Origin of the sequence: Erythrobacter donghaensis (assembly GCF_001557325.1) — a bacterium.
GTDB lineage: Bacteria > Pseudomonadota > Alphaproteobacteria > Sphingomonadales > Sphingomonadaceae > Erythrobacter > Erythrobacter donghaensis_B.
In genome coordinates, this window is record NZ_LSJS01000052.1 from 1 (window position 1) to 24838 (window position 24838).

27 protein-coding genes are annotated in these 24838 nt (G+C 69.5%); 10 read left to right on the forward strand and 17 right to left on the reverse strand.

The window, feature by feature from the left end:
* Positions 1-16 precede the first annotated feature (16 nt).
* From AX692_RS01930 to hemC, 3 genes are all read right to left on the reverse strand, one after another.
* Positions 17-871 (reverse strand): hypothetical protein, encoded by an 855-nt coding sequence (locus tag AX692_RS01930; protein WP_073973615.1) that lies wholly within the window; start codon positions 869-871, stop codon positions 17-19.
* A 104-nt stretch (positions 872-975) separates the two neighbouring features.
* A complete protein-coding gene (locus tag AX692_RS01935) occupies positions 976-1692 on the reverse strand; it encodes a uroporphyrinogen-III synthase (RefSeq protein WP_073973614.1) in 717 nt (238 codons plus the stop codon).
* A complete protein-coding gene (gene hemC, locus AX692_RS01940; RefSeq protein WP_081095068.1) occupies positions 1689-2630 on the reverse strand; it encodes a hydroxymethylbilane synthase in 942 nt (313 codons plus the stop codon). The genes AX692_RS01935 and hemC overlap by 4 nt, the downstream gene beginning before the upstream one ends.
* A gap of 44 nt (positions 2631-2674) precedes the next feature.
* Between hemC and tsaD the strand changes: the two genes are divergently transcribed.
* From tsaD to AX692_RS01980, 8 genes are all read left to right on the forward strand, one after another.
* On the forward strand, positions 2675-3760 hold the full coding sequence (gene tsaD / locus AX692_RS01945; protein ID WP_073973613.1) for a tRNA (adenosine(37)-N6)-threonylcarbamoyltransferase complex transferase subunit TsaD: 1086 nt from the start codon (positions 2675-2677) through the stop codon (positions 3758-3760).
* An 11-nt stretch (positions 3761-3771) separates the two neighbouring features.
* On the forward strand, positions 3772-4788 hold the full coding sequence (locus AX692_RS01950) for an NAD(P)H-dependent glycerol-3-phosphate dehydrogenase (RefSeq protein WP_196490078.1): 1017 nt from the start codon (positions 3772-3774) through the stop codon (positions 4786-4788).
* The gene (locus tag AX692_RS01955; protein WP_073973611.1) at positions 4785-6317 is read left to right on the forward strand and encodes a lipopolysaccharide biosynthesis protein; all 1533 of its coding nucleotides are present in this window, start codon (positions 4785-4787) and stop codon (positions 6315-6317) included. The genes AX692_RS01950 and AX692_RS01955 overlap by 4 nt, the downstream gene beginning before the upstream one ends.
* Before the next feature lie 91 nt (positions 6318-6408).
* A complete protein-coding gene (locus AX692_RS01960) occupies positions 6409-6981 on the forward strand; it encodes a hypothetical protein (RefSeq protein ID WP_073977239.1) in 573 nt (190 codons plus the stop codon).
* 72 nt (positions 6982-7053) lie between these two features.
* A complete protein-coding gene (locus tag AX692_RS01965) occupies positions 7054-7410 on the forward strand; it encodes a response regulator (RefSeq protein ID WP_073974254.1) in 357 nt (118 codons plus the stop codon).
* A 292-nt stretch (positions 7411-7702) separates the two neighbouring features.
* On the forward strand, positions 7703-8338 hold the full coding sequence (maiA, locus tag AX692_RS01970) for a maleylacetoacetate isomerase (protein WP_073974255.1): 636 nt from the start codon (positions 7703-7705) through the stop codon (positions 8336-8338).
* Positions 8339-8363: 25 nt separating this feature from the next.
* Positions 8364-9374, forward strand: a complete 1011-nt coding sequence (locus tag AX692_RS01975; RefSeq protein WP_073974256.1) for a fumarylacetoacetate hydrolase family protein — start codon at positions 8364-8366, stop codon at positions 9372-9374.
* A 163-nt stretch (positions 9375-9537) separates the two neighbouring features.
* On the forward strand, positions 9538-10989 hold the full coding sequence (locus AX692_RS01980; RefSeq protein ID WP_073974257.1) for an NAD-dependent succinate-semialdehyde dehydrogenase: 1452 nt from the start codon (positions 9538-9540) through the stop codon (positions 10987-10989).
* 330 nt (positions 10990-11319) lie between these two features.
* Here the strand turns inward: AX692_RS01980 and AX692_RS01985 are convergent, their stop codons facing one another.
* From AX692_RS01985 to AX692_RS02020, 9 genes are all read right to left on the reverse strand, one after another.
* On the reverse strand, positions 11320-12486 hold the full coding sequence (locus AX692_RS01985; RefSeq protein WP_073974258.1) for an alpha-hydroxy-acid oxidizing protein: 1167 nt from the start codon (positions 12484-12486) through the stop codon (positions 11320-11322).
* Positions 12487-12614: 128 nt separating this feature from the next.
* On the reverse strand, positions 12615-12956 hold the full coding sequence (locus AX692_RS01990; protein ID WP_073974259.1) for a thiol-disulfide oxidoreductase DCC family protein: 342 nt from the start codon (positions 12954-12956) through the stop codon (positions 12615-12617).
* Positions 12956-13090: a DUF2474 domain-containing protein gene (locus AX692_RS18685; protein WP_081095069.1), complete on the reverse strand. Its 135-nt coding sequence runs from the start codon at positions 13088-13090 to the stop codon at positions 12956-12958. The genes AX692_RS01990 and AX692_RS18685 overlap by 1 nt, the downstream gene beginning before the upstream one ends.
* 34 nt (positions 13091-13124) lie before the next feature.
* Entirely contained in the window at positions 13125-14120 is a 996-nt protein-coding gene (gene cydB, locus AX692_RS01995) for a cytochrome d ubiquinol oxidase subunit II (RefSeq protein ID WP_073974260.1), read from the reverse strand.
* The gene (locus AX692_RS02000) at positions 14120-15574 is read right to left on the reverse strand and encodes a cytochrome ubiquinol oxidase subunit I (RefSeq protein ID WP_073974261.1); all 1455 of its coding nucleotides are present in this window, start codon (positions 15572-15574) and stop codon (positions 14120-14122) included. Before AX692_RS02000 ends, cydB begins: the two co-directional genes overlap by 1 nt.
* Before the next feature lie 104 nt (positions 15575-15678).
* The gene (locus tag AX692_RS02005) at positions 15679-16461 is read right to left on the reverse strand and encodes a sulfite exporter TauE/SafE family protein (RefSeq protein WP_073974262.1); all 783 of its coding nucleotides are present in this window, start codon (positions 16459-16461) and stop codon (positions 15679-15681) included.
* Positions 16458-16883, reverse strand: a complete 426-nt coding sequence (locus AX692_RS02010) for a DUF6691 family protein (RefSeq protein WP_073974263.1) — start codon at positions 16881-16883, stop codon at positions 16458-16460. The genes AX692_RS02005 and AX692_RS02010 overlap by 4 nt, the downstream gene beginning before the upstream one ends.
* On the reverse strand, positions 16880-17329 hold the full coding sequence (locus AX692_RS02015) for a YeeE/YedE family protein (RefSeq protein ID WP_073974264.1): 450 nt from the start codon (positions 17327-17329) through the stop codon (positions 16880-16882). Before AX692_RS02015 ends, AX692_RS02010 begins: the two co-directional genes overlap by 4 nt.
* A complete protein-coding gene (locus AX692_RS02020; RefSeq protein WP_230959624.1) occupies positions 17326-18282 on the reverse strand; it encodes an MBL fold metallo-hydrolase in 957 nt (318 codons plus the stop codon). Before AX692_RS02020 ends, AX692_RS02015 begins: the two co-directional genes overlap by 4 nt.
* A gap of 52 nt (positions 18283-18334) precedes the next feature.
* On the opposite strand from AX692_RS02020, the gene AX692_RS02025 reads away from it, so the two are divergent.
* Positions 18335-18967 (forward strand): peroxiredoxin, encoded by a 633-nt coding sequence (locus AX692_RS02025; protein ID WP_230959623.1) that lies wholly within the window; start codon positions 18335-18337, stop codon positions 18965-18967.
* On the forward strand, positions 18964-19320 hold the full coding sequence (locus AX692_RS02030) for an ArsR/SmtB family transcription factor (RefSeq protein WP_073977238.1): 357 nt from the start codon (positions 18964-18966) through the stop codon (positions 19318-19320). Before AX692_RS02025 ends, AX692_RS02030 begins: the two co-directional genes overlap by 4 nt.
* Here the strand turns inward: AX692_RS02030 and AX692_RS02035 are convergent.
* The 5 genes from AX692_RS02035 to atzF all read right to left on the reverse strand — a co-directional run.
* Entirely contained in the window at positions 19317-19991 is a 675-nt protein-coding gene (locus AX692_RS02035; protein ID WP_155646244.1) for a hypothetical protein, read from the reverse strand. The genes AX692_RS02030 and AX692_RS02035 overlap by 4 nt on opposite strands.
* Positions 19988-21001 carry a sterol desaturase family protein gene (locus AX692_RS02040; RefSeq protein WP_073977237.1) on the reverse strand — a complete coding sequence of 338 codons (1014 nt, stop codon included), beginning with the start codon at positions 20999-21001 and terminating at the stop codon, positions 19988-19990. Before AX692_RS02040 ends, AX692_RS02035 begins: the two co-directional genes overlap by 4 nt.
* Positions 21002-21136: 135 nt before the next feature.
* Positions 21137-22048: a DNA-binding response regulator gene (locus AX692_RS02045; RefSeq protein ID WP_073973713.1), complete on the reverse strand. Its 912-nt coding sequence runs from the start codon at positions 22046-22048 to the stop codon at positions 21137-21139.
* On the reverse strand, positions 22038-23519 hold the full coding sequence (locus AX692_RS02050) for a hybrid sensor histidine kinase/response regulator (protein ID WP_073973714.1): 1482 nt from the start codon (positions 23517-23519) through the stop codon (positions 22038-22040). Before AX692_RS02050 ends, AX692_RS02045 begins: the two co-directional genes overlap by 11 nt.
* A gap of 4 nt (positions 23520-23523) precedes the next feature.
* The coding region (gene atzF / locus AX692_RS02055; protein WP_073977547.1) for an allophanate hydrolase at positions 23524-24838 on the reverse strand (1315 nt) is incomplete at its 5' end.

Here is a 24838-nt window from a genome sequence, read left to right on the forward strand (position 1 = left end):
GCCTCAGTGTGGGCTCCTAAGGCAGCACCAGCGGGCTCAGCGCGCGCACCCGGTTGCCGGCGCCGTCGCGCACCCCGCGCTGATCGAGCACTGCGGCGGTCTCGATCACTTCCAATGCGTCCATCGCCTTCTTGTAGCGTTCCGCGTCCTGGATCCACGCGCCGGCCTTGGCCGCGCCCGGCATGCCCCGCACCTCGTCGATCGCGGCCTGGTAGCGTCCCTGCTCGAGCGCCCAGCGCGCGCGCTCGAGGCGCTTTTGCGGCTGCGGCGAGGGCGTGGTCTCGCGGCGGAAGATGAAGAGCTGCTTCAGTTCGCGCTTGAAGGCTCCCCATGACGGGCCCTCGCTGCTCTGCTGGAGCTCGGGGCCGAGGCCCTCGAGCCGGGCGACGAGGCTGTCGAGCCGGACGGGGTTGCGCGCGAAGTCGATGATCGTGCCGACCGCGTTGGGCCACTGGTCGCCGAAGCGCAGCCGCAGCTGGTCGGCGAGGTAGCCGAGCTCCGCCCCGCGCTCGACCGAGCGGCGCGTGGCGAAGGCGATCAGCAGGCTCTCGGCGCGCGCGGCGTTGCCGGCGGCGGCCTGGGCCTGGAGGTCGAGGCGAGTAAGGCGCTGCTCGGCGGCAGCGAGGCGCTGGTCGATGCCGCCCTGCTGCTCGGCGACGCGCTCGACTGCCTGCTCGGCCTTCTGCGCGGCGGCAAGCGGCGTGGGGCTGGCGGTGAGCTCCGGGGTGGGCGCGGCGGCGGCGGGCGAAGGCGCGGCGGTTGCGGCGGTGCGCTGGGCACCGGTGCCGGCGAGGTTGTACCACACCACCCAGCCCGCCAGCCCCGCGCCGAGCGCGAAGGCGAGGAAGGCCGCCATCAGCGCACCGCGCATCGACCCGGATGCACGGGGGGGCTGGTGAAGCGAAGGTTCTGGCTGCGATGCCATGGCGATCCGTTCTTGCGACCCTGCTTGCATGCTGTCCCCGGCGCGCGCTGCTACGGCTGCCGGGGCGGGATGGGAGGAATGGAGCGCGCCTCTCGGCACAAGTCAAATGCCAATTGCAGAAAGGTGCTCTCGTCGGGCGTGGCGGCGGTGTGGATGGCGGCCCATTCCCCGCCTGCCGCCGCCGCGATGCGCGGACCGAGCGCGGCAAGAGTGATGCACGCGCGCGGCAGGCCGAGGCGGTCCACCTCGGCGGCAAAGTGGCGAGCGGTGGCGGCGGAGTGGAGCAGCACCAGCGCCTCGCCCGAGGCCAGGAGCGGGGCGGCGGGATCGAGCGGCAGGGCCTCGCTGCGATAGGCGATCACCTCGGCGAAGGTAACGCCCGCAGGCGGCGCAAGCGGCACATGCTCCTCGCCCGCGATGCGCAGGAGGTGGCGGGGGGCAGCTATGGTGTCGAGCACGCCCTGCAACCCCCCGCTGCCGGTCATGGCGACGCCGAACCCGGCCGCCCGCGCTGCGGCGGCGGTCGCCTCGCCCACCGCGAAGACGGGCTTGGACGTGAGGCGCGCAAGCTGCGGGCCGCCGTGCAGGATCGCGTTGGCGCTGCCGATCAGCAGCCCGTCGAAGCGCGCGGGATCGGGGCAGTCCCAGGCGAGCGGCCGGATCGCCGAGAGCGGCTGGCCGGCGATGGAAAGCCCCAACGCGCGGGCCCGCTCCAGTGTCGCGGTCAGCCCCGGCTCGGGTCGCAGCGCAAGGAGATGGAACGTCAAACCGCCGCCCGGAAGTGCGCCGCGACGCTTTCCGGCGCGCGGGCGAGGAGGTCGGCCGCCAGCGCCTCGACCGCGGCGTGGTCGCCCGGCGCGAAGGCGGCGCTGCCCTCGATCCGCGCGGCCCCGTCGGGCGAGAACAGCGCGGCGCGCATGCTGAGGGTGCCTTCGCCCCCCTCGCACAGCACCGCGACCGGCGAGTGGCAGGTGCCGCCCAAGGCGGCGAGCAAGGCGCGCTCGGCCTCGAGCTCGGCGCGGGTCGGGGCGTGGTCGATGGCGGCGAGGAGCGCGGTGGTCGCGGCGTCGTCGGCGCGGCATTCGATCGCGATCACACCTTGCGCTGCGGCGGGGATCCATTCGTCGGAGCCGAGCGGCGTGCCCACCTCGGACTGGTCAAGCCGCTCGAGCCCGGCGGCGGCGAGGAAGGTCACGTCGGCCTCGCCCTCGGTAAGCTTCCTGAGGCGCGTGGCGACATTGCCGCGGAAGGTCACGACCTTGCAGTCGGGCCTGAGGTTCAGGAGCTGCGCGGCCCGGCGCGGCGCGCTGGTGCCGACGGTCGCGCCTTGCGGGATCGCGGCAATGCTCGCAGCGCCCACAAGGCAATCCCGCCGGTCGGCGCGCGGGAGGAAGGCGGGGAAGTGGAAGATGTCGGGCCGGATCGTCTCGACGTCCTTGGCCGAGTGGACCGAGAGGTCGATGCGCCCCTCGCCCAGCCACTGATCGAGCTCCTTGGTCCACAGCGCCTTGCCGCCGATCTCGGACAGGGGGCGGTCGAGCACCTTGTCGCCGCTCGCGAGCACGGGGACGAGTTCGACCGCCTCCTCGGGCCAGCCATGGGCGGCGCACAGGCGCGCGCGGGTCTCGAAAGCCTGCGCCATCGCGAGCGGGGAATTGCGGGTGCCGAGGCGCAGGCGCGGCGTGCTTCGTACAGGTTCGGTCATGGCCGCGCTTGCTCTAGCCCGCGCAAGGGCTAGATGGAAGCCGGATGGGTTCAACAGCACACACCTTGGAAGCCAAAGCACTCGGGCGACTGGTACTCGGGATCGAATCGAGCTGCGACGAGACCGCGGTCGCGCTGGTGCGCGGCGACGGGACGATCGTGGCGCAGGCGATCGCCAGCCAGGAGGCCGAGCACGCGCCCTATGGCGGGGTCGTCCCCGAGATCGCCGCGCGCGCCCATGCCGAGCGGCTGGCGCCGATGCTCGCAAAGGTGATGGGCGACGCGGGCGTAAGCCTCGATGAGGTGGACGCCATCGCCGCCACCGCCGGGCCGGGGCTGATCGGCGGGGTGATGGTCGGCCTCGTCAGCGCCAAGGCGCTCGCGATGGCCTCGGGCAAGCCGCTGCTGGCGGTCAACCATCTGGAGGGCCACGCGCTCTCGCCGCGCCTTGCCGATGCGGAGCTCGCCTTCCCCTACCTGCTGCTGCTGGTCTCCGGCGGGCATTGCCAGATCCTCGCCGTCGAGGGCGTCGGGCAATACCGCCGCCTTGCCACCACCATCGACGATGCGCTGGGCGAGGCCTTCGACAAGACCGCCAAGATCCTTCGCCTCGGCTACCCGGGCGGGCCTGCGGTCGAGCGGCTGGCGCTGGAGGGCGATCCTCACGCGGTGCCCCTGCCCCGCCCCTTGAAGGGATCGGGCGAGCCGCACTTCTCCTTCGCAGGCCTCAAGAGCGCCGTGCTGCGCGCGGTCGAGAGCGGCGCGCACACGCCCGCCGATATCGCCGCGAGCTTCCAGCAGGCCGCGGTCGAGTGCCTGATCGACCGGCTCGAACGGGCGCTGGAGCGCGCAGGGCCCTTCCCGGCGCTGGTCGTGGCCGGGGGCGTGGCTGCCAACAAGACGGTCCGCGGCGCTCTGGAACACCTCGCCGGAAAGCATGGGATGCGCTTCACCGCCCCGCCGCTCGCCCTGTGCACCGATAACGCCGCGATGATCGCCTGGGCCGGGCTCGAACGCCTCGCACACGAGGGCGCAGACTTCGCTGGCGACCCGCTAGACTTCGTCGCCCGCCCGCGCTGGCCGCTCGACCCGGCGGCCGAGGCGGTCCGCGGCGCGGGGTACAAAGCATGAGTGAGGGGGGCATGAGCGAGCTTCAGACCATCGGCGTCATCGGCGCAGGCGCATGGGGCACCGCGCTCGCGCAGATGCTCGCGAGCGACGGGCGCGCGGTGGTGCTGTGGGCCTACGAGCCGGAAGTGGCTTCTGCGATCAATGCCGAACATCGCAACCCGCTCTACCTGCCCTCCGCCACCCTCGCCCCGACGATCCGCGCGACGGGCGATCTTGCCGATCTCGCGCGGCTCGAGACCGTGCTGGTCGTCACCCCCGCGCAGGTGCTGGGCAGGGTGCTCGCGGGCCTTCCCGCCCACCCCCGCGACCTGGTTCTGTGCTCGAAGGGGATCGAGGCGGGCACCGGCAGGCTGATGAACGACGTCGCGCGCGAGGCCGCGCCCGGCAGCGCCATCGCCGTCCTGTCCGGCCCGACCTTTGCGCACGAAGTCGCCGTCGGCCTGCCGACCGCCGTCACCCTCGCCTGTGGGGGCGGCCTTGCGCAGTGGGAGCGGCTTGCCCCCGCCCTCGCCCGGCCCGCCTTCCGGCCCTACTATTCCGACGACGTCGCCGGCGCGGAGATCGGCGGGGCGGTCAAGAACGTGCTCGCCATCGCCTGCGGGGTGGTCGACGGCCTCGGCCTCGGCCAGAACGCGCGCGCGGCGCTGATCGCGCGGGGCTACGCCGAGATGCTGCGCTTCGGCGAGGCGCTGGGGGCACGCGCGGAGACGCTCGCGGGCCTGTGCGGCCTCGGCGATCTGGTGCTGACCTGCTCCTCGACCTCGAGCCGCAATTTCAGCCTCGGCAAGGCGCTCGGAGAGGGGGCAAGCGCCGCCGCGCTCATGGCCGACCGCCGCACCGTGGCCGAGGGCGCGCACACCGCGCCCGTGCTCGCCGGACTGGCCGAGGCACGCGACATCCCCATGCCGATCGTCGCCGCGGTCGACGCGATCCTCACGGGCGAGGACGCGCGCGCGGTGGTCGCCGCGCTGCTCGCCCGCCCGCTGAAGGCCGAGCGCGACGGGGCCGAACGGGACGTTCCTGCGTGACCGCACCTGCCGCCGCCACGCCCGCCGACGACAGCGACGATCTCGCCCGGCTCGCCAAGGGCGGGCGCACCAACACGCTGGGCTTCGTGATCCGCCTGATCGCGCGCATCCCCTTCCTCGTGATCGCCACCCGCCTCTACGGGGCCGAGGCGCTCGGGCGCTTCGCCTCGGCGCTGGTGCTGATCGAGATCATCGCGCTGGTGTGCTCGCTGGGCGAGAAGCGCGGCCTTGCCCAGCGCCTGTCCGAAGGCGCGGGCGAGGACCGGGAGGCGGAGACCAACCTCGTCTATGACGGCATCCTGCTCGCGCTCGCCTACTCGGCCGTGGCGGCAGGCGTGCTGCTGCTGTTCCCCGAACCGATGTTTCCCAACGGCACCAACAGCGCGTGGGACATCTGGCTGGTCGCCACCATCCCCGCCTTCGCCGTGACCGAGATCCTGCTCGCCGCCCAGGCCTACCGCTTCGACATCGCCACCACGGTGCGCGCGCGGGCGGTGGTCGAGCCGTGGACGATCTCGATCGGGGCGGGGGTGTTCTTCCTCATCCCCGCGACCCGCGATGCCGGGCTGGCGCTGGCCTTCATCGCCTCGATCTATGCCGGACTGCTCACCGCGCTTTGGCCGTTCCTCAGGAGCTACGGCCTGCCCCGCGGCTGGCAGCCGCGCCCGCGCGCGATGGCCGCGATGGCCGCGCGCGCCTTCCCGCTGGTCGGCGCCGACGCGATCGAGCGCGGGACGCGGCTGCTCGACATCTTCATCCTCGGCCTGTTCGCGCCTCCGCAGGCGGTGGGGATCTACTATGCCGCGCAGCAGATCGCCTCACTGCCGCAGAAGCTGAAGACCAGCTTCGAGCCGATTCTCTCGCCGGTCATCACCCGCAACCTGCGCATCGGCAACATGGAGGCGATCGCCGCGCAGGTGCGGCAGGTGGGGTTCTGGATCATCGCGGTGCAGCTCGGCATCGCGCTGATGCTCGGCGTTCCGGGCGAGGCGGTGATGGGCCTGTGGGGGCCGGACTATGTCGCGGGCACCGCCGCGCTCGCCTTCCTGCTCGCGGCCGAGGTCGCCGCCTCGATGGCGGTCGTCTCGGAGAGCGTGCTGGTCTACATCGCGAGGAAGCGCAATCTGGCGATTTCGGTCGGCATCATCGCGCTGCAAGCCGGGCTGACGATCGCGCTGATCGAAGCGGCGGACCGCTTCGGCCTCGGCAAGGGCTACGAGGCGGCGGGCGCCGCGGGCGCGCTGATGGTGGCGCTGGCGGTCTCGAGCCTCGTCAAGGCGCTGCTGCTGAAGCGCCTGCTGGGCGCAGCCGTATCGAACTGGCGCTGGGCGCTGGTCCACGCCGCCGCGCCCGCGGTGGTGGTGGGCTACGGCTTCACCTGGCTCCCCGAATGGACCGAGCTCGTCTTCGGCGTGCCCGCGATCCTTGCGGTCTATGCCCTGGTGGTCTGGCGGCGCGGCTTCGGCGAGGATGACAAGGTGCTGTTCAGGAAGCAGGTCGTCCCCGACCCGGCGACCGACCTGCCCTGAGTCCGTTTGCAACCTCGAGCATGGGCGAAGCCGCCTCAGGCTGCTAATGCCCGCGCCCTGTTAACGATTCGTGCCGGAGAACCCCGTCCTCATGTCCGCCGATCTGACCGCCTACCTGCCGCTGATCGTCATTGCGCTTGTCGCGCTCGCGGTGCTGGTGTGGATCATCAGCCGTCAGGGCCGCCGCGCAAGGGTGACCGACGAGGACGGCGCGCCCGGCATCTTCCGCGACGTGCTCGAGGAAGGCGCCGCGCCCGCCGCGCGCAACCAGGCGCTGATCGACGCGCCGCGCGGGCTCGAGGCGATCCAGGGCGAGCTTTCGGCCATGGCCAACGCGCAGGTCACCGCCGCCTCGCCGCTCGGCACCGATGCCGAGGCGGGCCCCGCCCCCGAGCCAGCGCCTGCCCCGGTCGCCGCCGGCCCCGCCGACGACCTCACGCGCATCAAGGGCCTCGGCCCCAAGCTCGCCGCGCTGCTCGGCGAGTTCGGCATCACCACCTTCGCCCAGATCGCCGCGTGGACGCCCGCGGAGATCGAGCGGATCGACGCCAAACTCGGCCGATTCTCGGGGCGGATCGTCCGCGACCAATGGGTGGAGCAAGCCAGACTACTCGCTGCGGGCGACGAAAGCGGCTTCACCGCAAGATTTGGCAATAATGGATGAAATACCCCGAAGGTTGACGTCCAAACCGTGTTACAGTCCCGACTTGGGATTCGTTAACGCGGGAGAAGGCCGATGGCTTTGCGAATCTTGGTGGCCGAGGACGAATTCATCACCGCCTTCGATCTGTGCGATACCTTCGAAGAGGCGGGCTACGAAGTGCAGGGGCCGCATGCCGGGATTTCCTCGGCGATGCTCGCCTGCCAGAAGGAACGCCCCGATGTGGCGCTGCTCGATATCGAGCTGGCGGACGGGCTGAGCCTTGAACTCGCGCAGAAGCTCATCGACGAGAACGTGCCGGTGATCCTCCATTCCGAACCCGAAGACACCCGCGCGCTCGCGATGCGCTTCCCCAGGGCGACGACGCTGGTGAAGCCCTGCCCGCCGGCCAAGCTGCTCGACACGGTGAGCCGGGTGGTGACGCCGGCGTGAGGGGCCCTGAGCCCCTTCCCTTGGGGAGGGGGAATTGCGGGCACCGGTGATGAAGCAACCTCGCGCAGCCCCTTGCCCGTCCGCCCCAACCCTGCGATGGCTGGGATAAGCAAGACAGGCAGGAGCAATTGCGCGTGGCTGTATGGCAAACAGGCGGCCCCGCGCCGAGATCCGCGTCCACAGCCCTCGGGCATGTCGGCCCGCAAGGCCGAACGGCCGCCCGCAGCGATGCGACCGCAAGGTCGCGTGAGCGAGGATTTCGCGCGCCGGATGGCGTGCGGGAAGCAAAAGCATGAAACTCTACGGCTACTTCCGCTCGTCAACCTCCTACCGCCTGCGCATCGCCCTCGGCCTCAAGGGCCTCGCCTTCGAGAACATCCCGGTCGATCTGCGCACCGGCGCGAACAAGGACGCTGCCTTCACCCAGCGCAATCCCTTCGGCTCGCTCCCGATGCTGGAAGCCGACGGGCGCGACCGAGCGCAGTCGATGGCGCTGCTCGAATGGCTCGACGAGGCCTATCCGAGCCCGCGCTTCCTGCCCGCCGATATCGAGGCGCGCTACACCGTGCGCGAGCTGGCCTATGCCATCGCGACCGAGATCCATGCGGTCAACAACCTGCCGGTGCTCAAATATCTCAAGGACCCGCTCGGCCACTCACAGGACGAGATCGACATCTGGTATCGCACGTGGCTCAAGCGCACGCTCGATCCGGTGGAAGCGCGCCTCGCACAGCTGGGCACCGGCGATTTCCTTCATGGCGATGCGCCGGGGCTGTTCGAGATCGTGTTGATCCCGCAACTCGCCAATGCGCGGCGATTCGATTACGACCTTGGCGCCGGTCCGCACATGACCCGCATCGAGGCCGCCTGCCTCGCGCTCCCCGCCTTCGCCGCGGCGCACCCCGACAGGCAGATCGACGCGCAATAAGCACAACGTCTCGGGAGGACACCAAATGAAACTCGCAACCCTCGACAACGGCACGCGCGACGGCATGCTGGTGGTGGTCAGCAAGGACCTCACCCGCTGCTGCGCGGCAGGCTACATCGCGCCGACGATGCAGGCCGCGCTCGACAACTGGGAGCGGGTCGCGCCCGAATTGGAAGTGCTCGCCCGCGATGTCGAGCACGAGGCGGTGCCGTGCGAGCGCTTCCACGAGCGCCAGGCGCACTCGCCGCTCCCGCGCGCCTATCAGTGGGCCGATGGCAGCGCCTATATCAACCATGTCGAACTGGTGCGGCAGGCGCGCGGGGCCAAGGTGCCCGAGAGCTTCTACTCGGACCCGCTGATGTACCAGGGCGGCTCGGACTCCTTCCTGCGCCCGCGGCAGGACATCCCGCTGGGCGATCCGGCGTGGGGCTGCGACATGGAGGGCGAGATCGCCTGCATCACCGGCGACGTGCCGATGGGCGTGAGCGTCGAAGACGCCGCTACGCACATCCGCCTGCTGATGCTGGTCAACGACGTGTCCTTGCGCGGGCTGATCCCGGCCGAGCTGGAGAAGGGCTTCGGCTTCTTCCAGTCCAAGCCCGCGAGCGCCTTCTCGCCGGTCGCGGTGACGCCCGACGAGCTTGGCGATGCGTGGAAGGACGCGCTCATTCACCTGCCGCTGATGGTCGACCTCAACGGCCAGCCCTTCGGCCGCGCGAACGCCGGGGTCGATGCGACCTTCAACCTCGCGCAGCTCGTCGCCCACGCCGCCAAGACCCGGAACCTCGCCGCGGGCACGATCATCGGCACCGGCACGGTCTCGAACAAGGGCGCCGACGGCGGCCCGGGCACCCCCGTCAGCGAGGGCGGCGCAGGCTATTCCTGCATCGCCGAGATCCGCATGATCGAGACGATCCGCGATGGCGCGCCCATGACGCCGTTCATGCAAGCCGGCGACACCGTTCGCATCGAGATGCGCGACGATCACAACCACTCGATCTTCGGCGCGATCGAACAGCATGTTGTAGCCATGTAATGCAGGGGTATTTGCTCCCCGGGGAGCGCCGTTGCGCAGGTACCGCATGATGGTAGCCCCGTATCGCCCCGTCTGATGTTCCCGAAATGTTTCACGTGAAACATTGGCGGCGCGAGCGAAGTGCCGCTAAAGCCAAACCTCCCCAGCAAGAGCGAGCCTGACAATGACCACCTACCCCACCCTCAAACTGTTCATCGACGGCCAGTGGATCGAGACGGGCGATGCCGGGGCGATGGAGGTGGTCAACCCCGCAACCGGCGCGGGCATAGCGCAGTGCCCCAAGGCGGGCCCCGCCCAGCTCGACGCCGCCTTGAAGGCCGCGGGCGATGCCTTCCCGGCGTGGAGCGCGACCTCGGGCGCCGAGCGCCACGCGATCCTGCGCCGCGCCGCCGATCTGCTGCGCGAGCGCGCGCCCGCCATCGCCAAGGTCGTCACCGCCGAAATGGGCAAGCCGCGCGCGCAGGCGCAGGGCGAGATCACCGGCTCGGCCGATATCATTGATTTCCTTGCCGAAGAAGCCAAGCGCCGCGGGGGTCGGCTGATCCCGACCCGCGGCCGGCAGCTGATCGCGCAGATGGTGACGCACGAGCCCGTCGGCCCGGCGGTGCTGCTGACCCCGTGGAACTTCCCGGTGAACCTCCCCGCCAAGAAGATCGCAGGCGCGCTCGCGGCGGGGTGCACCGCGATCCTCAAGCCCGCCGAGAACACGCCCGGTTCGGCGCAGCTGCTGGTCGAATGCTTCGTCGATGCGGGCCTACCGGCCGGGGTGCTGAACCTCGTCCACGGCGATCCCGGCCCGATTGCCGAGCGCCTCGTCACCTCGCCGGTCACCCGCAAGGTGAGCTTCACCGGATCGACCGCGGTGGGCAAGCAGCTCGGCGCGCTCGCGGCGACCCACATGAAGCGCTTCGCGCCCGAGCTCGGCGGCCATGCGCCGGTGATCGTCAGCAAGCACGCCGATCTTGCCCGCGCGGTCCAGATGTGCGCCACGACCAAGTTCCGCAATGCCGGCCAGGTCTGCGTCTCGCCGACCCGCTTCCTCGTGGCGCGCGAGATCTACGATAGCTTCGTCGCCGAATTCGCGTCCATCGCGGGCAAGATCAAGGTCGGCGATCCTGGCGCGGATGACAGCGTCGAAATGGGCCCGCTCGCCCATGCGCGGCGGATTTCCGCGATGGAGCAGGTGGTCGCCGACAGCGGTGGCAATCGCGGCGAGGTCGTCACCGGCGGCTCGGTGATCGAGAGCACCGGCTTCTTCTTCCAGCCCACCGTGATCGCCAACCCCGCGCCCGACAGCCGCTTCATGCTGGAGGAGCCCTTCGGCCCGATCGCCGGGATTGTCCCCTTCGAGACAATCGAGGACGCGGTCGGGATCGCCAATTCGCTGCGCTACGGGCTTGCCGCCTATGCCTTCTCGGGCAATCTCGACGAGGCGCACTACCTCGGCCGGGCGCTCAGGGCCGGGATGGTGGGGATCAACCAGCTGATCGTGTCCTCGCCCGAGACTCCCTTCGGCGGGGTGGGCGACAGCGGGTTCGGATCGGAAGGCGGCGAGGAAGGCTACCTGGCCTTCACCGACACCAAGCTGGTGATGCTCGCCAAATCGGGCGGGTAGAGCTTATCCGAGCAACCGCGACAGCAGTGACTTCGGCTTCTCCATCGGCTGGATGCGGCCATAGCGCGCGCGGCGCGAGTATTCGTTCGAAAGGCAAACAGTACGGCGCATGGGATCCGGTCCGCTGGACCAGATAGTCGGCTTTTCCATCGTTGCGTCCCCGAATCGGCGGCTTTGTTATGCTGCGGAAGCTAACACCAAACCTGTGGATAAAACGAGTCCTAATGACCTTCTGCGCGAAATTGCTTAAGAGGAAGTCAATAGGGAGAAGCCCGGTGAAAGCGGTTTGGTTCCCGATTTTGCGCAAATCCGGTTAAACAGCGCGTGGGGCTAGCCGATGGTGCGGCGCACACCCGCAGCGCGCACGTCGGCGAGCGTGGGGTAGCCGTTGACCGCCATCAGCAAATCGGCCTCGGCGAGGATCGAGCGCAGCACCCAGGCGGCACCCTCGGCCCCGCCGAGCGCGAGGCCGTAGGTGTAGGGCCGCCCGACGCCGACCGCGCGCGCGCCCATCGCCAGCGCCTTCACCGCATCGGTGCCCGAGCGCACGCCGCTGTCGAACAGCACCGGCACATCGCCCGCCGCGGCGACGACATCTTCGAGGAGGTCGATGGTCGCGATCCCGCCGTTCGCCTGCCGTCCGCCATGGTTCGAGCAATAGATTGCGTCCGCCCCGCTATCGACCGCTTGGGCCGCGTCGTCGCGGTGGCAGATGCCCTTGAGGACGATCGGCAGCTTGGTCACCGACTTGAACCACGCCATGTCGTCCCAGGTCAGCACCTGGCCGAATGTGGCCGCCCAGGTGAAGATCGCCGCCGCCGGATCCTCCTCCGGAGGCTTGGCCAGCAGCGAGCGGAACACGGGATCGGTGAAGTAGTTCTGGAGCACCTTGCCGCGCAGCTGCGGGAAGTTCGAGGCGTTGAGATCGCGCGGCCGCCAGCCCGTCACCCAAGTGTCGAGCGTCACCACCAGCGCCTTGTATCCGGCGTCTTCCGCGCGGCGGATCAGGCTTTCGGCGAGCTCGCGGTTCTTGGGGGTGTAGAGCTGGAACCACGCGGGCGTCTCCCCGCAGGCGCCCTTCACGTCCTCCAGTGGATCGTTCGCGAGGGTCGAGGCGCAGAACGGCACCCCCGTCAGCGCCGATGCGCGCGCGGCGGCGATGTCGCCGTGACGGTCCTGCGAGGCCTCGCCATTGAGGCCGATGGGGGCCATGAACAGCGGGGTTGGGTAGCGGTGGCCGAAGAGTTCGATCGACAGGTCGCGCGTCGAGCAATCGACCATCATGCGCGGCACCATGCCCCAGTGGTGGAAGGCGGCCGCGTTCTGGTCCTGCGTGTGTTCATCCCCGCAGCCGCCCGCGACATAATTCGTCAGCATCGGCCCGAGCGCCTCGTGCGCGCGCTTTTCAAGCGTGGCGAAATCGACCGGATAGGTGGGCAGGATGCCCCTGAGGCCGGCGTTGTAGATCTCGTTCTGCATCGCGCCGAAATAGGTCATGGCGGCGGCTCTCTCCCTGCGTTCTTGTGGTCGCATCGCTTAACGCCGAAAACCGGTTCCCACTTTTCGGCGCGATGCTTGTTTGCCCGGGAGATCAGCCGATGCGGCGCGCAAGGGCAAGGGCTTTTCTAGGCGAACAGCCGTTGCAGGCGCGGGCGCAGGCGCAGGAAGCGGATGTAGAGCGCCTCGAGCAGACCCAGCACACGCGGGTTCCTGGCGGCAAGACCGAGCGGGCGCAGCAAGGGGATCGCGCGCCACATCGCGGCAAAGGCTGCCGCGCCATCGTGGATCACCCCGTCCTCCTCGGCATGGAAGCGGGCGAGCAGCTGCGCGCGGTCAACGGGGCAGGACGGGTCGCTCCCCTCGGCAACATCGATGAAGGCGATCCGCCCGCGCCGGTCGAGCCGCCGCATCAGCGCGATCTCGCGCAGGCAGAGCGGGCAGGCGCCGTCGTACCAGACCTTGACCATCAGGGCGCGATCCACAGGCGGATGACGTAAGCGACCGCGCCGAGCACGGCGACGCTCGCGGCCCAGATGCCGACCATCCAGAGCAGGCGCTGCCAGAAGGGGCCCTCGGGCGGTTGCTCGGGGGGCTTGAGCATTATCGTTGCCCTACCGCTTCGCTGCTTGAGGGCATCAATGATACCCCTCGTCCGCGACCTTGCCGCGGAACACCCAATAGGCCCAGGCGGTGTAGCCGATGATCAGCGGCATGGTGATCGCGACCCCGATCAGCATGAAGATCTGACTGCGTTCGGGCGCAGCGGCGTCCCAGATGGTGAGGCCGGGGGGCACGACATAGGGCCAGATCGTCACGCCGAGCCCGCTCATCCCGAGGAAGAACAGCGCGATGGCGAGCCAGAAGGGCTTGGAGTTGCGGTCGCGCGTGATCGCCCGCAGCATCGAGACGGCGATGATCGCGGTCACCAGCGGCACCGGCGCGACCCAGTAGATCTGCGGCGCGGCGAGCCAGTGCGCGGCATATTCGGCGTTGAGCGTTACGTTGTAGAGGCTCACCGCCCCCATCAGCGCGATGGTGGCGATGGCCGCGCGCACCGCGAGCTTCCTCGCGTGGGCCTGCTCCTCGCCGTCGAGCTTCCAGATCAGCCAGGTGCTCCCCAGCAACGCATAGCCCGCGACCGTGCCGAGGCCGGTGAGCAGAGTGTAGGGGGTGAGCCAATCCCACCAGCTCCCGGCATAGGCGCGGCCCTCCACCTCGATCCCCTGCAGCAGCGCGCCCAGCGTCATCCCCTGTGCGAGCGCGGCGACGAGGCTGCCGCCGGTGAAGGCCATGTCCCAGAACTTCTGGTGCGCCGGGTCGCGCCAGCGATATTCGAAGGCGACCCCGCGGAACACGAGCCCGAGCAGCATCGCGATGATCAGCGGATAGGTCGCGGGCAGGATCACCGCGTAGGCCAGCGGGAAGGCGGCGAACAGCCCCCCTCCCCCCAGCACCAGCCAGGTCTCGTTCCCGTCCCACACCGGCGCGATCGAGTTCATCGCCCGGTCGCGCTCGCGCCCGGCGTTGAAGGTCGGGAACAGGATGCCGATGCCGAGGTCGAAGCCGTCCATCACCACATAGGCGAAGACGGCGAAGGCGATGATGAAGGCCCAGATGACGGTCAGGTCCATCACACCGGCTCCTTCTCGTCAGGCGCCTGGGTGGGCAGCGTCTCGGCGCCGCCCGGGTTCTGCGTCGGCCCGGGGGTTATCCCGGCGGTGCGGATCGGGCCGACATCGCCGCGCTTGACGCCGTATTCGCCCGGCTGCGGCGTCTTGCCCATGAGGCGCAGGATATACCACACCCCGATGCCGAACACGGTGAAATAGACGAGGACGAAGGCCAGCAGCGAGGCCGCGACCGCGGGCGCATCGAGCGGGCTGGCGGCGTCGGCGGTGCGGAGCAGCCCGTAGATCACGAAAGGCTGGCGGCCGACTTCGGTGGTGATCCATCCGGCCAGCACCGCGGCAAATCCGCTCGGCCCCATCAGCACGGCGGCGCGGTGGAGCCAGGGCATGTCATAGAGCTTGCCCCGCACCCGCCCCCACAGGCTCCACAGCCCGATCCCGAGCATCGCAAAGCCGATGCCGACCATGATGCGGAAGCTCCAGAAGACGATCGGCACGGGCGGCTCCATGTCGTCGGGCACCGTGTCGAGCCCGGCGAGCGGCGCGTCGAGATCGTGCTTCAGGATCAGCGAGGAGGCCTTGGGTATCTCGATCGCATAGCGCACCGTCTTGGCCTCGCTGTCGGGGATGCCGAACAGGATCAGCGGCGCACCTTCGGGGTGGCTCTGGTAGTGGCCCTCCATCGCCATCACCTTGGCGGGCTGGTGCTCGAGCGTGTTCAACCCGTGCATGTCGCCGGCGAAGATCTGCGCCGGGGTGACGATCGCGGCCATCCACATCGCCATCGAGAACATTTTTCGGGCATGCGGGTTGGCGCGGTCCTTGAGCAAGTGCCACGCGCCGACTGCGCCGACCACGAAGGCCGTCGTCAGGTAGGCTGCCATCACGGTGTGGACGAGGCGATAGGGGAAGCTGGGGTTGAAGATGATGTCGAGCCAGCTCGGCCCCGGAAGGAACTGGCCATTCGCGCCCATTTCGAAACCCGTGGGCGTGTGCATCCAGCTGTTCACCGAGAGGATCCAGAAGGCCGAAACGAAGGTGCCCAGCGCCACCATGAAGGTCGCGAAGAAGTGCAGCTTCTTGCCGACCTTGTTCATCCCGAACAGCATGACGCCGAGGAAACCCGCCTCGAGGAAGAAGGCGGTCAGCACCTCGTAGGCCATCAGCGGCCCGATCACCGGCCCGGCCCTGTCGGAGAACACCGACCAGTTGGTGCCGAACTGGTAGGACATGACGATCCCCGAGACGACGCCCATCGCAAAGGCGATCGCGAAGATCTTGAGCCAGTATTTGAACAGGTCGAGATAGACCGCCTTGCCGGTCCTGAGCCACAGCGCCTCGAGCACCATCAAGTAGCTCGCCAGCCCGATCGAGAAGGCCGGGAAGAAGAAGTGGAAGCTCACCGTGAAGGCGAACTGGATCCGCGCGAGCAGCAGGGCGTCGAGGTGTTCGAACATGGTTCGCAGCTAATCCCTTGCCGGCGGCGATCAATTGCTTTTGCCGCAACCGAGATACGGTTTGAAGCCGAAAGGGTTGCAGGAGCCTGGCGAGAAGGCGCGGCTTAGGCCCACAGCGCCTGTCCGCTGCGGTAAAGCATGTAGGTCGCGACGGCGAAGATCAGCAGCGCGAACACGGTCTTGAGCTGGCCGCCTGCGGCAAGGCGGTGCGAGGCGCGGGTGCCGATCAGGCCTCCGGCTGCTCCCCCGGCGATGAACACGCCTGCAAGGCTCCAGTCGACCAGACCGGAGACGGCATAATTGCCCGCCGTCGCCAGCCCGAAGGCGGTCACCGCGACAAGGCTGGTGCCGACCGCGTTCACCATCATCATGTCGGTCGAGGCGATCAGGCCGGGAACGATCAGAAAGCCGCCGCCGATCCCGAAGAAGCCGCTGAAGGCGCCGGTGCCGAGGCCATATGCGACAAGCCGCGGGGCATTGTCGCGGCCGAGCCTCACGCCGGGGGTGCCGACCGCCTTGCGGCTGCGCAGCATCAGGGCTCCGACCACCAGCATCAGCAGCGCAAACAGGAACAGCAGCTTTTCGCCGTCGAAGCTCTTGCCGAGGCTCGATCCGGCGAGCGCGCCAATCACGCCGACGGTCGCGTAGACCGTCCCGCAAGGCCAGCGCACATCGCCCGCCCGCGCGTGCTGGGCAAGGCCGATCGCGGCATTGGCGGCGACCGCGAGCGCGCTGGTGCCGATCGCGACGTGGGGGTTCTCGACGCCCACCAGATAGACCATCAGCGGCACGGCGAGGATCGACCCGCCGCCGCCCACAAGGCCGAGCGTGAAGCCGACCAGAACGCCCGACAGTCCGCCGAGCGTCAAGTGGAGGGTGTCGATCACGCCGTGCCCCGCCCTTCGGCGAGGCGCGCAATCCCCATGCCGACCAGCATCGCAGCAACAAAAATCGCGGCAGGCACGGGCGCCACGGCGAGCGCGGCAAAACCGGGGCCGGGGCACAGACCGGCAATCCCCCAACCGATGCCGAACAGCGCCGACCCGCCGACCAGCCGCGGGGTAATGTCGCGCGCGTCGGGGAGCGAGAAGGTCTCAGCGAAGGCAGGGCGCTGCATCCGGCGCTGGATCGCCCAGGCGAGCGCCATCACCAGCACCGCGCCGCCCATCACGAAGGCGAGCGTCGGGTCCCAGGCTCCGAACAGATCGAGGAATCCCCGCACCCGCGCCGGATCGGTCATGCCGCCGATGGTGAGCCCCGCGCCGAAGATCGTGCCCGAGACGAGCGGCAGGATGAGCGCGCGGATCATGGCAGCACCGCAAGGCCAAGCGCGTTCATCGCGGCTACGGTCGCAAAGCCGGTCGCCATGAAGACTGCCACCGCGACCAGCGAGCGCTGCGAGAGGCGGCTCATCCCGCACACCCCGTGGCCGCTGGTGCATCCACTGCCGAGGCGGGTGCCGAAGCCGACGATGAGCCCGGCGGCGACCAGCGTGACCGGATCGGCGAAGGCGGGCAGAGCGGAAGCGGTCAGGCGGGTGACCAGCAGCGCGCCCAGCGGCAGGCCGACGACGAAGGCCCAGGCTGCGCTGCGCGGCAGCGAGCTCTCGGCTATACCAAAGGCGCGCGCGGCAATGCCCGAGACGCCCGCGATCCGCCCTGCCCCCAGCAGCATCAGCGCGGCGGCGAGGCCGATCAGCCCGCCGCCGATCAGCCCCGCCAGCGGCGCGGCATCGGGAAAGCCGGGCAAGCTCATACCGCGTTGACCGGCAGCTTGAGGTAGGTGACGCCGTTCGCTTCCGGCGGGGGCAGGTGTCCGGCGCGCATGTTGACCTGCACGCTCGGCAGGATCAGGCGCGGCATGGCCAGGGTCGCATCGCGCGCCTCGCGCATGGCGACGAAATCATCCTCGGCGATGCCGTCATGGGCGTGGACATTGCCCGCACGCTCGGCAGCAACGGTGGTCTCCCACACATATTCGCTGCGGCCCTCGGGGAGGTAGTCGTGGCACATGAACAGCCGCGTCGCAGGCGGGAGCGCGAGGATGCGGCGGAGCGAACGGTAAAGCGTGCGCGCATCGCCGCCGGGAAAGTCGGCGCGCGCGGTGCCGTAGTCGGGCATGAACATGGTGTCGCCCACGAACACCGCGTCGCCCACCACATAGGCGACGCAGGCGGGGGTGTGACCGGGGACGTGCAGCACCGTGACCGGCAAGGCGCCGATGGTGAAGCTGTCGCCATCGCGGAACAGCACGTCGAACTGCGACCCGTCGCGCGCGAACTCGGTGCCGGCGTTGAACAACTTGCCGAACACGGCCTGCACGTGGGTGATCTCGGCACCGATGGCGATCTTCCCGCCGAGCCGCTCCTGCAAATAGGGCGCGGCCGAGAAGTGGTCGGCATGGGCATGGGTTTCGAGCAGCCATGTCACTTTCAATTTCTGCGAAGTGACATGGGCGATCACCGCGTCGGCGGAGGTGGTCGCGGTGCGGCCCGAGGCCGGGTCGAAATCGAGCACCGAGTCGATGATCGCCGCCTCGCGGGTCGCAGGGTCGTGAACGACATAAGTGACGGTGAAGGTGGTAGGGTCGAAAAAGCTCGCGATTTCCGCGCGCAAGGCAGGATCGGCGGCAGCGTGGGCGGCCTGCGCGCGGGCCTGCTCCAGCACGGGATCGGGGCTGCTCATCACGGTTTCTCCAATCACTTTCATAAATCGTGTATATGTATTGCCATGGGCGCAGTCAAGGACTATGCTCACCCGCATGGACCAACCCGCCGCCCCCCTGCGCATCGGCGATGCTGCCCCCGATTTCGAGGCACGCAGCACCATCGGCCCCGTGAGGCTCTCCGCGCACCGGGGCCGCTGGCTCGTGCTGTTCTCGCACCCGGCCGACTTCACCCCCGTGTGCACCACCGAATTCGTCGCCCTCGCCCGCGAGGCCGATGCTTTCGCCCAGCGCGGCTGCGACCTGATGGCGCTCTCGGTCGACAGCCTCTTCGCCCACTTCGCCTGGCTGCGCATGATCCGTGACCGCTTCGGGGTCGAGGTGCGCTTCCCGATCCTCGAGGATCCGACGCTGGTGATCGCCCGCGCTTTCGGCATGGTCTGCGCCGCCGACCGTGACAGCGGCGCGGTGCGTTCGACCTTCTTCATCGACCCCCACGGCGTGATCCGGGCGATGACCTGCTATCCGGCGAACCTCGGCCGCTCGATCCCGGAGATGCTGCGCATCCTCGACGGGCTGCAGGCGGTCGATGCCAAGGGCGCGCTGGCCCCGGCCAACTGGCGCCCGGGCGATCCGTTGCTCGAGCAGCCGGGCCACGATCTCGATGCGGTGTTCGATGCCGAGGAGGCGACCGCGTGGTTCCTGCGCGAGACGGGGCCGAACGCATGAGCATCGCCGAGGCGGCACTCGTCGAGGCGCTGAAGGCGCTCGCTCACCCGCTGCGCTGGCGGATCCTTCGCACGCTCGCGAGCGGCGAGCGCAATGTCGGCGAGATCGAGCAGGCGACGGGGATCGGCCAGCCCGCGCTCTCGCAGCAGCTCGGCGTGCTGCGCAAGGCGGGGTTGGTGGTGACCCGCAAGGATGCCAAGCTGGTGTTTTATGCGCTCGCGGCAGAGGCGATCGGGGGCATCACGGATGCGCTGTCGGGCCTCGCGCCGGAGCGCCCCGCCCCGGCGCGCGCGATGGCTTCGCCGCAGCGCACGCCCACCCCCGGCGTCGCCAACTTTGCGCGGCTGTCCTAGGACGAGGGCGGCGGGCCCGCCAGCGCTGCGCGCAGGCGGCGACGCACGAGGAAGGGCTCGAGCCAGCGGCCGACCAGATAGATCGCCGCGAAGATGCCCGCCAGCGCATAGCCCTCATCGGGCGAATGGCGTCCCTCGTCCTTTTTCTCGTCCTTCTTCTTGTTCGGATCCTCGGGTGCGGGCGCGCCGAGGAATTCGTCGACCGGGTGCAATTTCTTCACCGGCTTGGGTTTCTCGTCCTTCTTCCCGGCCTGCTCGCTCGCCTCGGCCCCGGCTGCCTCCCATGCGTTGATGGTGATCGCGGCTTGCGCGAAGCCGAGGAACAGCAGCGGGGTGAGGAAGCACAGCAGCAGAGCGTGGCTGAACAGGTCGAAGCGCAGCACCGCGCCCGCGCCCGCCTGCTCGATCCACATCCGCCCGCGGGTGAACGTCGCCAGCTTGTCCTGCGCGGCCGGATTGCGCTTGGTGTAGGTCAGCACCCCGCCTTCTTCCGAAAGGGTGGTGCCGGCGGTGCGCAGCAGCGGATCGATCCGGGCAAAGGCCTCGGCCGCGGACATGCCTGCGTCGACCGGCACTTCGCCGCGCACGCGCCAGATCTTGTCGATCAGTGGCAGGCTGAGCCCAGGCATGGCGCGGCGCGGTGTTTCGAGCGTTCCTGCAGCTCCGCTCACTCTGCCGGTTCCAGCGCGGGCTGCATCGAGCCGCCATTGCCGCCGCCGAAGCGCTTGGCGAACCACGCCTTGCCGTCACGCCAGCCTTCGCGGAAGGGGAAGATCATCGTCTCGCCGATGTCCATCCGCCGCCCGCCTTCCATGCCCAGCACCTCGGCCTCGCCGTCGACGCAGGTGCCGAACATGCGGTCCCAGATGATCCAGGTGCCCGAATAGTTGCTGCGGGTCGCCTCGTAGTCCTGCGAGTGGTGGACCGAATGGTGCTCCACGGTGTTGAAGATGAAGCGCCACCAGCGCGGCGTGTTGAAGCGCACGTTGATGTGCTGATAGACCGACACCGTCATCCCGATCGCGCCCGCCAGCAGGAAGGCGCGCGGCAGGAAGTCGAAGAAGCCGCCGATCCCGAGCCCGATCAGGAACAGCTCGACCGGATTGCCGACCGCGCCCTTCTGGACGTTGAGCTGCGTGATGTAGTGGTGCGGCGCATGGGTCAGCCACAGCGGATGCCAGTTGTGCATCGCGCGGTGCATCCAGTACTGACCGAAGTCGAAGATCATCGAGATGATCACCGCCTGCACGAGCAACGGCAAGCCGGTGAACCAGCTGAACTTATCCCAGTCGAAGGCGCCCTGCACCGCCGCGATGATCGCCCCGTCGCCGATATAGGCATCGACCATCCCGAGGAAGGTCATGCCCAGGCCGACATAGAACACGTCGGTGGCGAATTCCTTCCAGGTCAGCTGCCAGCTTTCGTAGCGCGGGTTGACCCATTCGAGCACCAGCAGCAGCACCGTCCAGCCCAGCCGGATCGCGATCGCGGTCGAGGCGACGGCGAGCCAGTTGGGGGCGTAATACCAGAAGGCGATCGCCGCGAAGAGCATGACGGGCTGGAACCAGGTGAAGACGAACCGCTTGATCGGCCCGCCCTCGACCTTGCCGATATTCTCCCAGCCGACGGTCACGGGCGCATCGGCCCCGATGATCCGCTTGCCAACCTGAACTCCGGCCATGACGCACCCCTGTTCGCAAACTGTCGCATTCTTGCCCTGCCAGCCATGGCGACCTCGCACGCGCGAGGAAGTGGACAAATGACGTAGAACTGCGCGAACCCGAAGCAAGTAACTGGTATTGAACAACCCTGCCGGTCAGTCGGCCATCAGTCTCACCGCAATCGCGGTCGCCGCCGCGCGGGTTTCAACCCCCAGCTTGCGGAACACCTGTTCGAGATGCTTGTTGACGGTGCGCGGGCTGATGCCGAGGATCTCGCTGATTGTCTTGTTGGTCTTGCCGTAACTGACCCACAAGAGCACTTCGGCCTCGCGCCGGGTGAGGCCGGCCTGCTTCTGGAGCGCGGCGATCTTGCCGTCCTCGCGCACCTCGGTGAGCTTGACCAGCACCTCGCCGGGACGGTCGCTTTCGAGCAGCGTGAGGTCGATCTCCATGCCCCGCACGCTGGCGCGCATGGTGGCGGTGGGCTGCATCGCCTCGCCCGCGGTGAGCAGCGCAATCGCCTCGTCGAGCGCATCGGGAAGCCGCGCGCTCTCGGGCGTCCAGGCGGGATCGATCGCGACGAACAGCGCGTCCGCCTGCGGGGTCGACCAGGCGAGCGCGCCGCCATCCCCCAGGGCAGCGAGGCTGCGCCCGGCAAAGCCCAGCGCCAGACGCGAACGGTGCGCCCCGCGCGCATTGGCGAGGTGAACGCGGATCCGCGCGAGCAGCTCCTCGATGACGATCGGCTTCCTCACGTAGTCCACCCCGCCCGTGCCGAATGCGGCGACGGCGTGTTCGGGATCGGTGAGCCCGGTGAGGAAGATCACCGGGATGTGCGCCGTCGCAGGCGCGCGCTTGATCGCCTGCGTCGTCTCGATCCCGCTGATCCCGGGCATCACCGCATCCATCAGGATGAGATCGGGCTGCACCTCGCCGAGCAGTTCCAGCGTCGCCTCGCCGCTGCGCGCGACCAGCACGGTCATGCCCTCGGCATCGAGGGTGTCGACCAGGAAGCGGAGCGAGTCCGGGTTGTCGTCGACGACGAGGATGGTGTCCTTATACGGCATCGGCCTGCACCGCTTTGGCGAGATCGGCGAGCGCCTTCAAGTCGAAGCTGTCGAGCGCGGCCCGCATCCTTTCCGCGAGCGGCGCGGCTTCGGGGGCGAGTGCGGCGACGGCGTCGATCTCGGCCTCGATCGCGCGGACGTGGCCGATCCGCACCAGCCGTTCGATCTCGGCGCAGTGCGCGGCCGCGAGCGGCGCGATGACCAGCGGCAGCGCGGGCATGGCTCGCGCCTCGGGCGCGGCTGTGCGCGGCTCGCCGGCGGCGCGCACCCATTCGATGCCGAGCTGGCCCGCGACCGCGTCGAGCAGCGTGTCGAAGGCGAAGGGTTTCACGATGAAGCCGTCATGATCGCCCCCCGCGCCCTCCGCCAGCGGAGCCTCGCCCGAGAGCATCACGATCCGCAGGGCAGCGCCGTGGCGGCGGCGCAGCTGGGCGGCAAGCTCCCAGCCGTTTGCCTCGCCCAGCATCACGTCGCACAGCACGAGGTCAGGCTGGAACTGCGCGGCGAGCGCGAGCGCGGTGTCCGCGTCGCCAGCGGTGCGCACCTGGAAGCCGAGCGGCTCGAGCAGCTGGCGCACCACGGCGAGGTGCGCCGCATCGTCGTCGATCAGCAGCACCCACCGCTCGCGCCCGACATAGCCGATCACCGCGCCAGCCTCGGGCGCAGGCTCGCTTGGCGGGGTGAGCGGCTGCGAGAGCATCAGCCGCACGGTGAAGCGCGATCCCTCGCCCGGCAGGCTGTCGAGCCGGATCTCGCCGCCCATGATGTGCACCAGCGCCTGGGTGATGGCGAGGCCGAGGCCCACGCCCGGGCGCTCGGCCGCAGGGCCGCCGACCCGCTCGAAGGGGGCGAAGATGCGCGCCGCATCCTCGGGCGCGATGCCGATGCCGGTGTCGATCACGGCGAAGGTCGCCAGCTCGTTGCGGTAATCGACCTTGAGCGTCACCGAGCCGGCATAAGTGAACTTGATGGCGTTGGCGAGGAGGTTGATCAGCACCTGCCGCAAACGCTTGGGATCGGCGTGGACGAACTCAGGGATGCGCTCCGGCCGCTCGAGCACCAGCGCGAGGCCCTTGGCCTGCGCCTGGAGGTCGAGCATTGCCATCAGCTGGTCGAGGAACTCGGGGAAGCGGATCGCCTCGCGCGTCAGCGTCATCGCCCCGCCCTCGACCTGGGCGATGTCGAGCAGGCCTTCGACGAGGTGCGCGAGGTGCTCGGCGCTGCGGCGGATCACGCGGGCGGCGGCGAGTGCGTCCCTGCCCTCGCCGCGCTCGATCAGCTGGGCATAGCCATAGATGGCGTTGAGCGGCGAGCGGATCTCGTGGGCGACGCTGGCGAGGAAGCGGGTCTTGGCCTCGTTGGCGGCCTCGGCGGCGTCCTTCGCGGCGGCGAGGCGCGCAAGCGCCTCCGCCTCGGGGGGCGCGGCGCCAGCCCCCTCGCGCTTGAGCCAGTCGAGGATCCGCCCCGCCACTGGGTCACCGCGAGGCGATGTAGGCGCGCCAGCCGCCCAGATGGGTGATGTCCTCGGCGCCGGTGAGCGCGCGCGGCTCGGCGACGAAGCCCTTGACGCTGCTGCCGTCGGCGAGCGTGACCGTGCCGATCGCGAGCGGCGGGGGCACCTCGGCGACGAAGCTGCCGAAGCTGGCAAGGTCGAGCTCGTAGACCTCGAGCGCGATGCTCGCGCCTTCCTCGCTGTGCACCAGCGCGGGCTTGGGCGGCACCGTGTCGGCCATCGCATAGAGCCGGTAGTTGGGCGCGGTGGTCGCCGCGCCGACGGAGCGCGCGCCGCGGCTGGTCAGCTGCCAGTGCAGCGGCATGCCTTCGAGGTGGGCGCCCACGACGGCGAGTTTGACGGTGTCCATGTGCTCTCCAAGGTCGAGTGGCGGGAGGGGTGGCAAGGCGGCTAAGGTCAGATAGGCACCCGCGAGGGCAATCAATGCCTTGTCGCTATGGGCCGGGCCGATCAGGGTGATCCCGAAGCCCGTGTTGTTGGATTTCGCCCCCGCCGAGACGGCGATGGCGGCCATGTCCAATAAGTTCACGAAATTGGTGTAGAACCCGAGGTTGCTGTTCAAGGCCACCGGCGCCTCGCGCAGTTCGGCCACCCGGTAGCTCGTGCCGGTGGTCGGGAAGGCGAGCGCATCGACCGCGCCCCACATCGCCTCGGCCTCGCGCGCCAGCTCGGCGAGGCGGTAGATCCCGTTCCACAGCTCGGTCGCCAGCATCGCCGAGCCCGGCGCGATCACCTCGCGCACCACCGGATCGATCGCGAGCGGGTTGCGCTCCAGCAGCGGGAGGATCGCGGCGGCGCGCTCGGCCACCCAGGGGCCGCCGTAGAGCAGCCGCGCGGCCTCGAGCAGCGGGGCGATGTCGATCTCGACCAGCGTGTGTTCGCGCGCGAGCGCTGCGAGGGCGCGCTCGTAGAGATATTCGGCCTCGACATCGCCGAAGAACTGGCGCTGGTCGCGGCGCGGCACGCCGATGCGCCTGCCGCCGAGCGGGATATCGGCGCGCGGGCGCGACCATGCGTCTTGCGGGTCGAACCCCGCCAGCACATCATCGAGGAGCGCGGCATCCTCCAGCGCGTCGGTGAACACCGTGATGCAATCGAGGCTCCGGCAGGCCGGCACCAGCCCGCGCGTGCTCCACCGGCCCTTGCTCGGCTTGAAGCCGACGAGGTGGTTGAACGCCGCCGGCACCCGCCCCGAACCCGCCGTGTCGGTGCCGAGCGCGAAACCCACCAGCCCCGCCGCCACCGCCACCGCCGATCCGGACGAAGACCCGCCGCTG

Excerpts from the sequence above, each read along its gene's own strand:
- AX692_RS01930 (WP_073973615.1), bottom strand. The coding sequence starts at position 871 with ATGCGCGGTGCGCTGATGGCGGCCTTCCTCGCCTTCGCGCTCGGCGCG.
- hemC (WP_081095068.1), bottom strand. The coding sequence starts at position 2,630 with ATGACCGAACCTGTACGAAGCACGCCGCGCCTGCGCCTCGGCACCCGC.
- tsaD (WP_073973613.1), top strand. The coding sequence starts at position 2,675 with ATGGGTTCAACAGCACACACCTTGGAAGCCAAAGCACTCGGGCGACTG.
- AX692_RS01950 (WP_196490078.1), top strand. The coding sequence starts at position 3,772 with ATGAGCGAGCTTCAGACCATCGGCGTCATCGGCGCAGGCGCATGGGGC.
- AX692_RS01960 (WP_073977239.1), top strand. The coding sequence starts at position 6,409 with ATGTCCGCCGATCTGACCGCCTACCTGCCGCTGATCGTCATTGCGCTT.
- AX692_RS01965 (WP_073974254.1), top strand. The coding sequence starts at position 7,054 with ATGGCTTTGCGAATCTTGGTGGCCGAGGACGAATTCATCACCGCCTTC.
- maiA (WP_073974255.1), top strand. The coding sequence starts at position 7,703 with ATGAAACTCTACGGCTACTTCCGCTCGTCAACCTCCTACCGCCTGCGC.
- AX692_RS01975 (WP_073974256.1), top strand. The coding sequence starts at position 8,364 with ATGAAACTCGCAACCCTCGACAACGGCACGCGCGACGGCATGCTGGTG.
- AX692_RS01980 (WP_073974257.1), top strand. The coding sequence starts at position 9,538 with ATGACCACCTACCCCACCCTCAAACTGTTCATCGACGGCCAGTGGATC.
- AX692_RS01985 (WP_073974258.1), bottom strand. The coding sequence starts at position 12,486 with ATGACCTATTTCGGCGCGATGCAGAACGAGATCTACAACGCCGGCCTC.
- AX692_RS01990 (WP_073974259.1), bottom strand. The coding sequence starts at position 12,956 with ATGGTCAAGGTCTGGTACGACGGCGCCTGCCCGCTCTGCCTGCGCGAG.
- AX692_RS18685 (WP_081095069.1), bottom strand. The coding sequence starts at position 13,090 with ATGCTCAAGCCCCCCGAGCAACCGCCCGAGGGCCCCTTCTGGCAGCGC.
- cydB (WP_073974260.1), bottom strand. The coding sequence starts at position 14,120 with ATGGACCTGACCGTCATCTGGGCCTTCATCATCGCCTTCGCCGTCTTC.
- AX692_RS02000 (WP_073974261.1), bottom strand. The coding sequence starts at position 15,574 with ATGTTCGAACACCTCGACGCCCTGCTGCTCGCGCGGATCCAGTTCGCC.
- AX692_RS02010 (WP_073974263.1), bottom strand. The coding sequence starts at position 16,883 with ATGATCCGCGCGCTCATCCTGCCGCTCGTCTCGGGCACGATCTTCGGC.
- AX692_RS02015 (WP_073974264.1), bottom strand. The coding sequence starts at position 17,329 with ATGAGCTTGCCCGGCTTTCCCGATGCCGCGCCGCTGGCGGGGCTGATC.
- AX692_RS02020 (WP_230959624.1), bottom strand. The coding sequence starts at position 18,282 with ATGAAAGTGATTGGAGAAACCGTGATGAGCAGCCCCGATCCCGTGCTG.
- AX692_RS02025 (WP_230959623.1), top strand. The coding sequence starts at position 18,335 with ATGGACCAACCCGCCGCCCCCCTGCGCATCGGCGATGCTGCCCCCGAT.
- AX692_RS02030 (WP_073977238.1), top strand. The coding sequence starts at position 18,964 with ATGAGCATCGCCGAGGCGGCACTCGTCGAGGCGCTGAAGGCGCTCGCT.
- AX692_RS02040 (WP_073977237.1), bottom strand. The coding sequence starts at position 21,001 with ATGGCCGGAGTTCAGGTTGGCAAGCGGATCATCGGGGCCGATGCGCCC.
- AX692_RS02045 (WP_073973713.1), bottom strand. The coding sequence starts at position 22,048 with ATGCCGTATAAGGACACCATCCTCGTCGTCGACGACAACCCGGACTCG.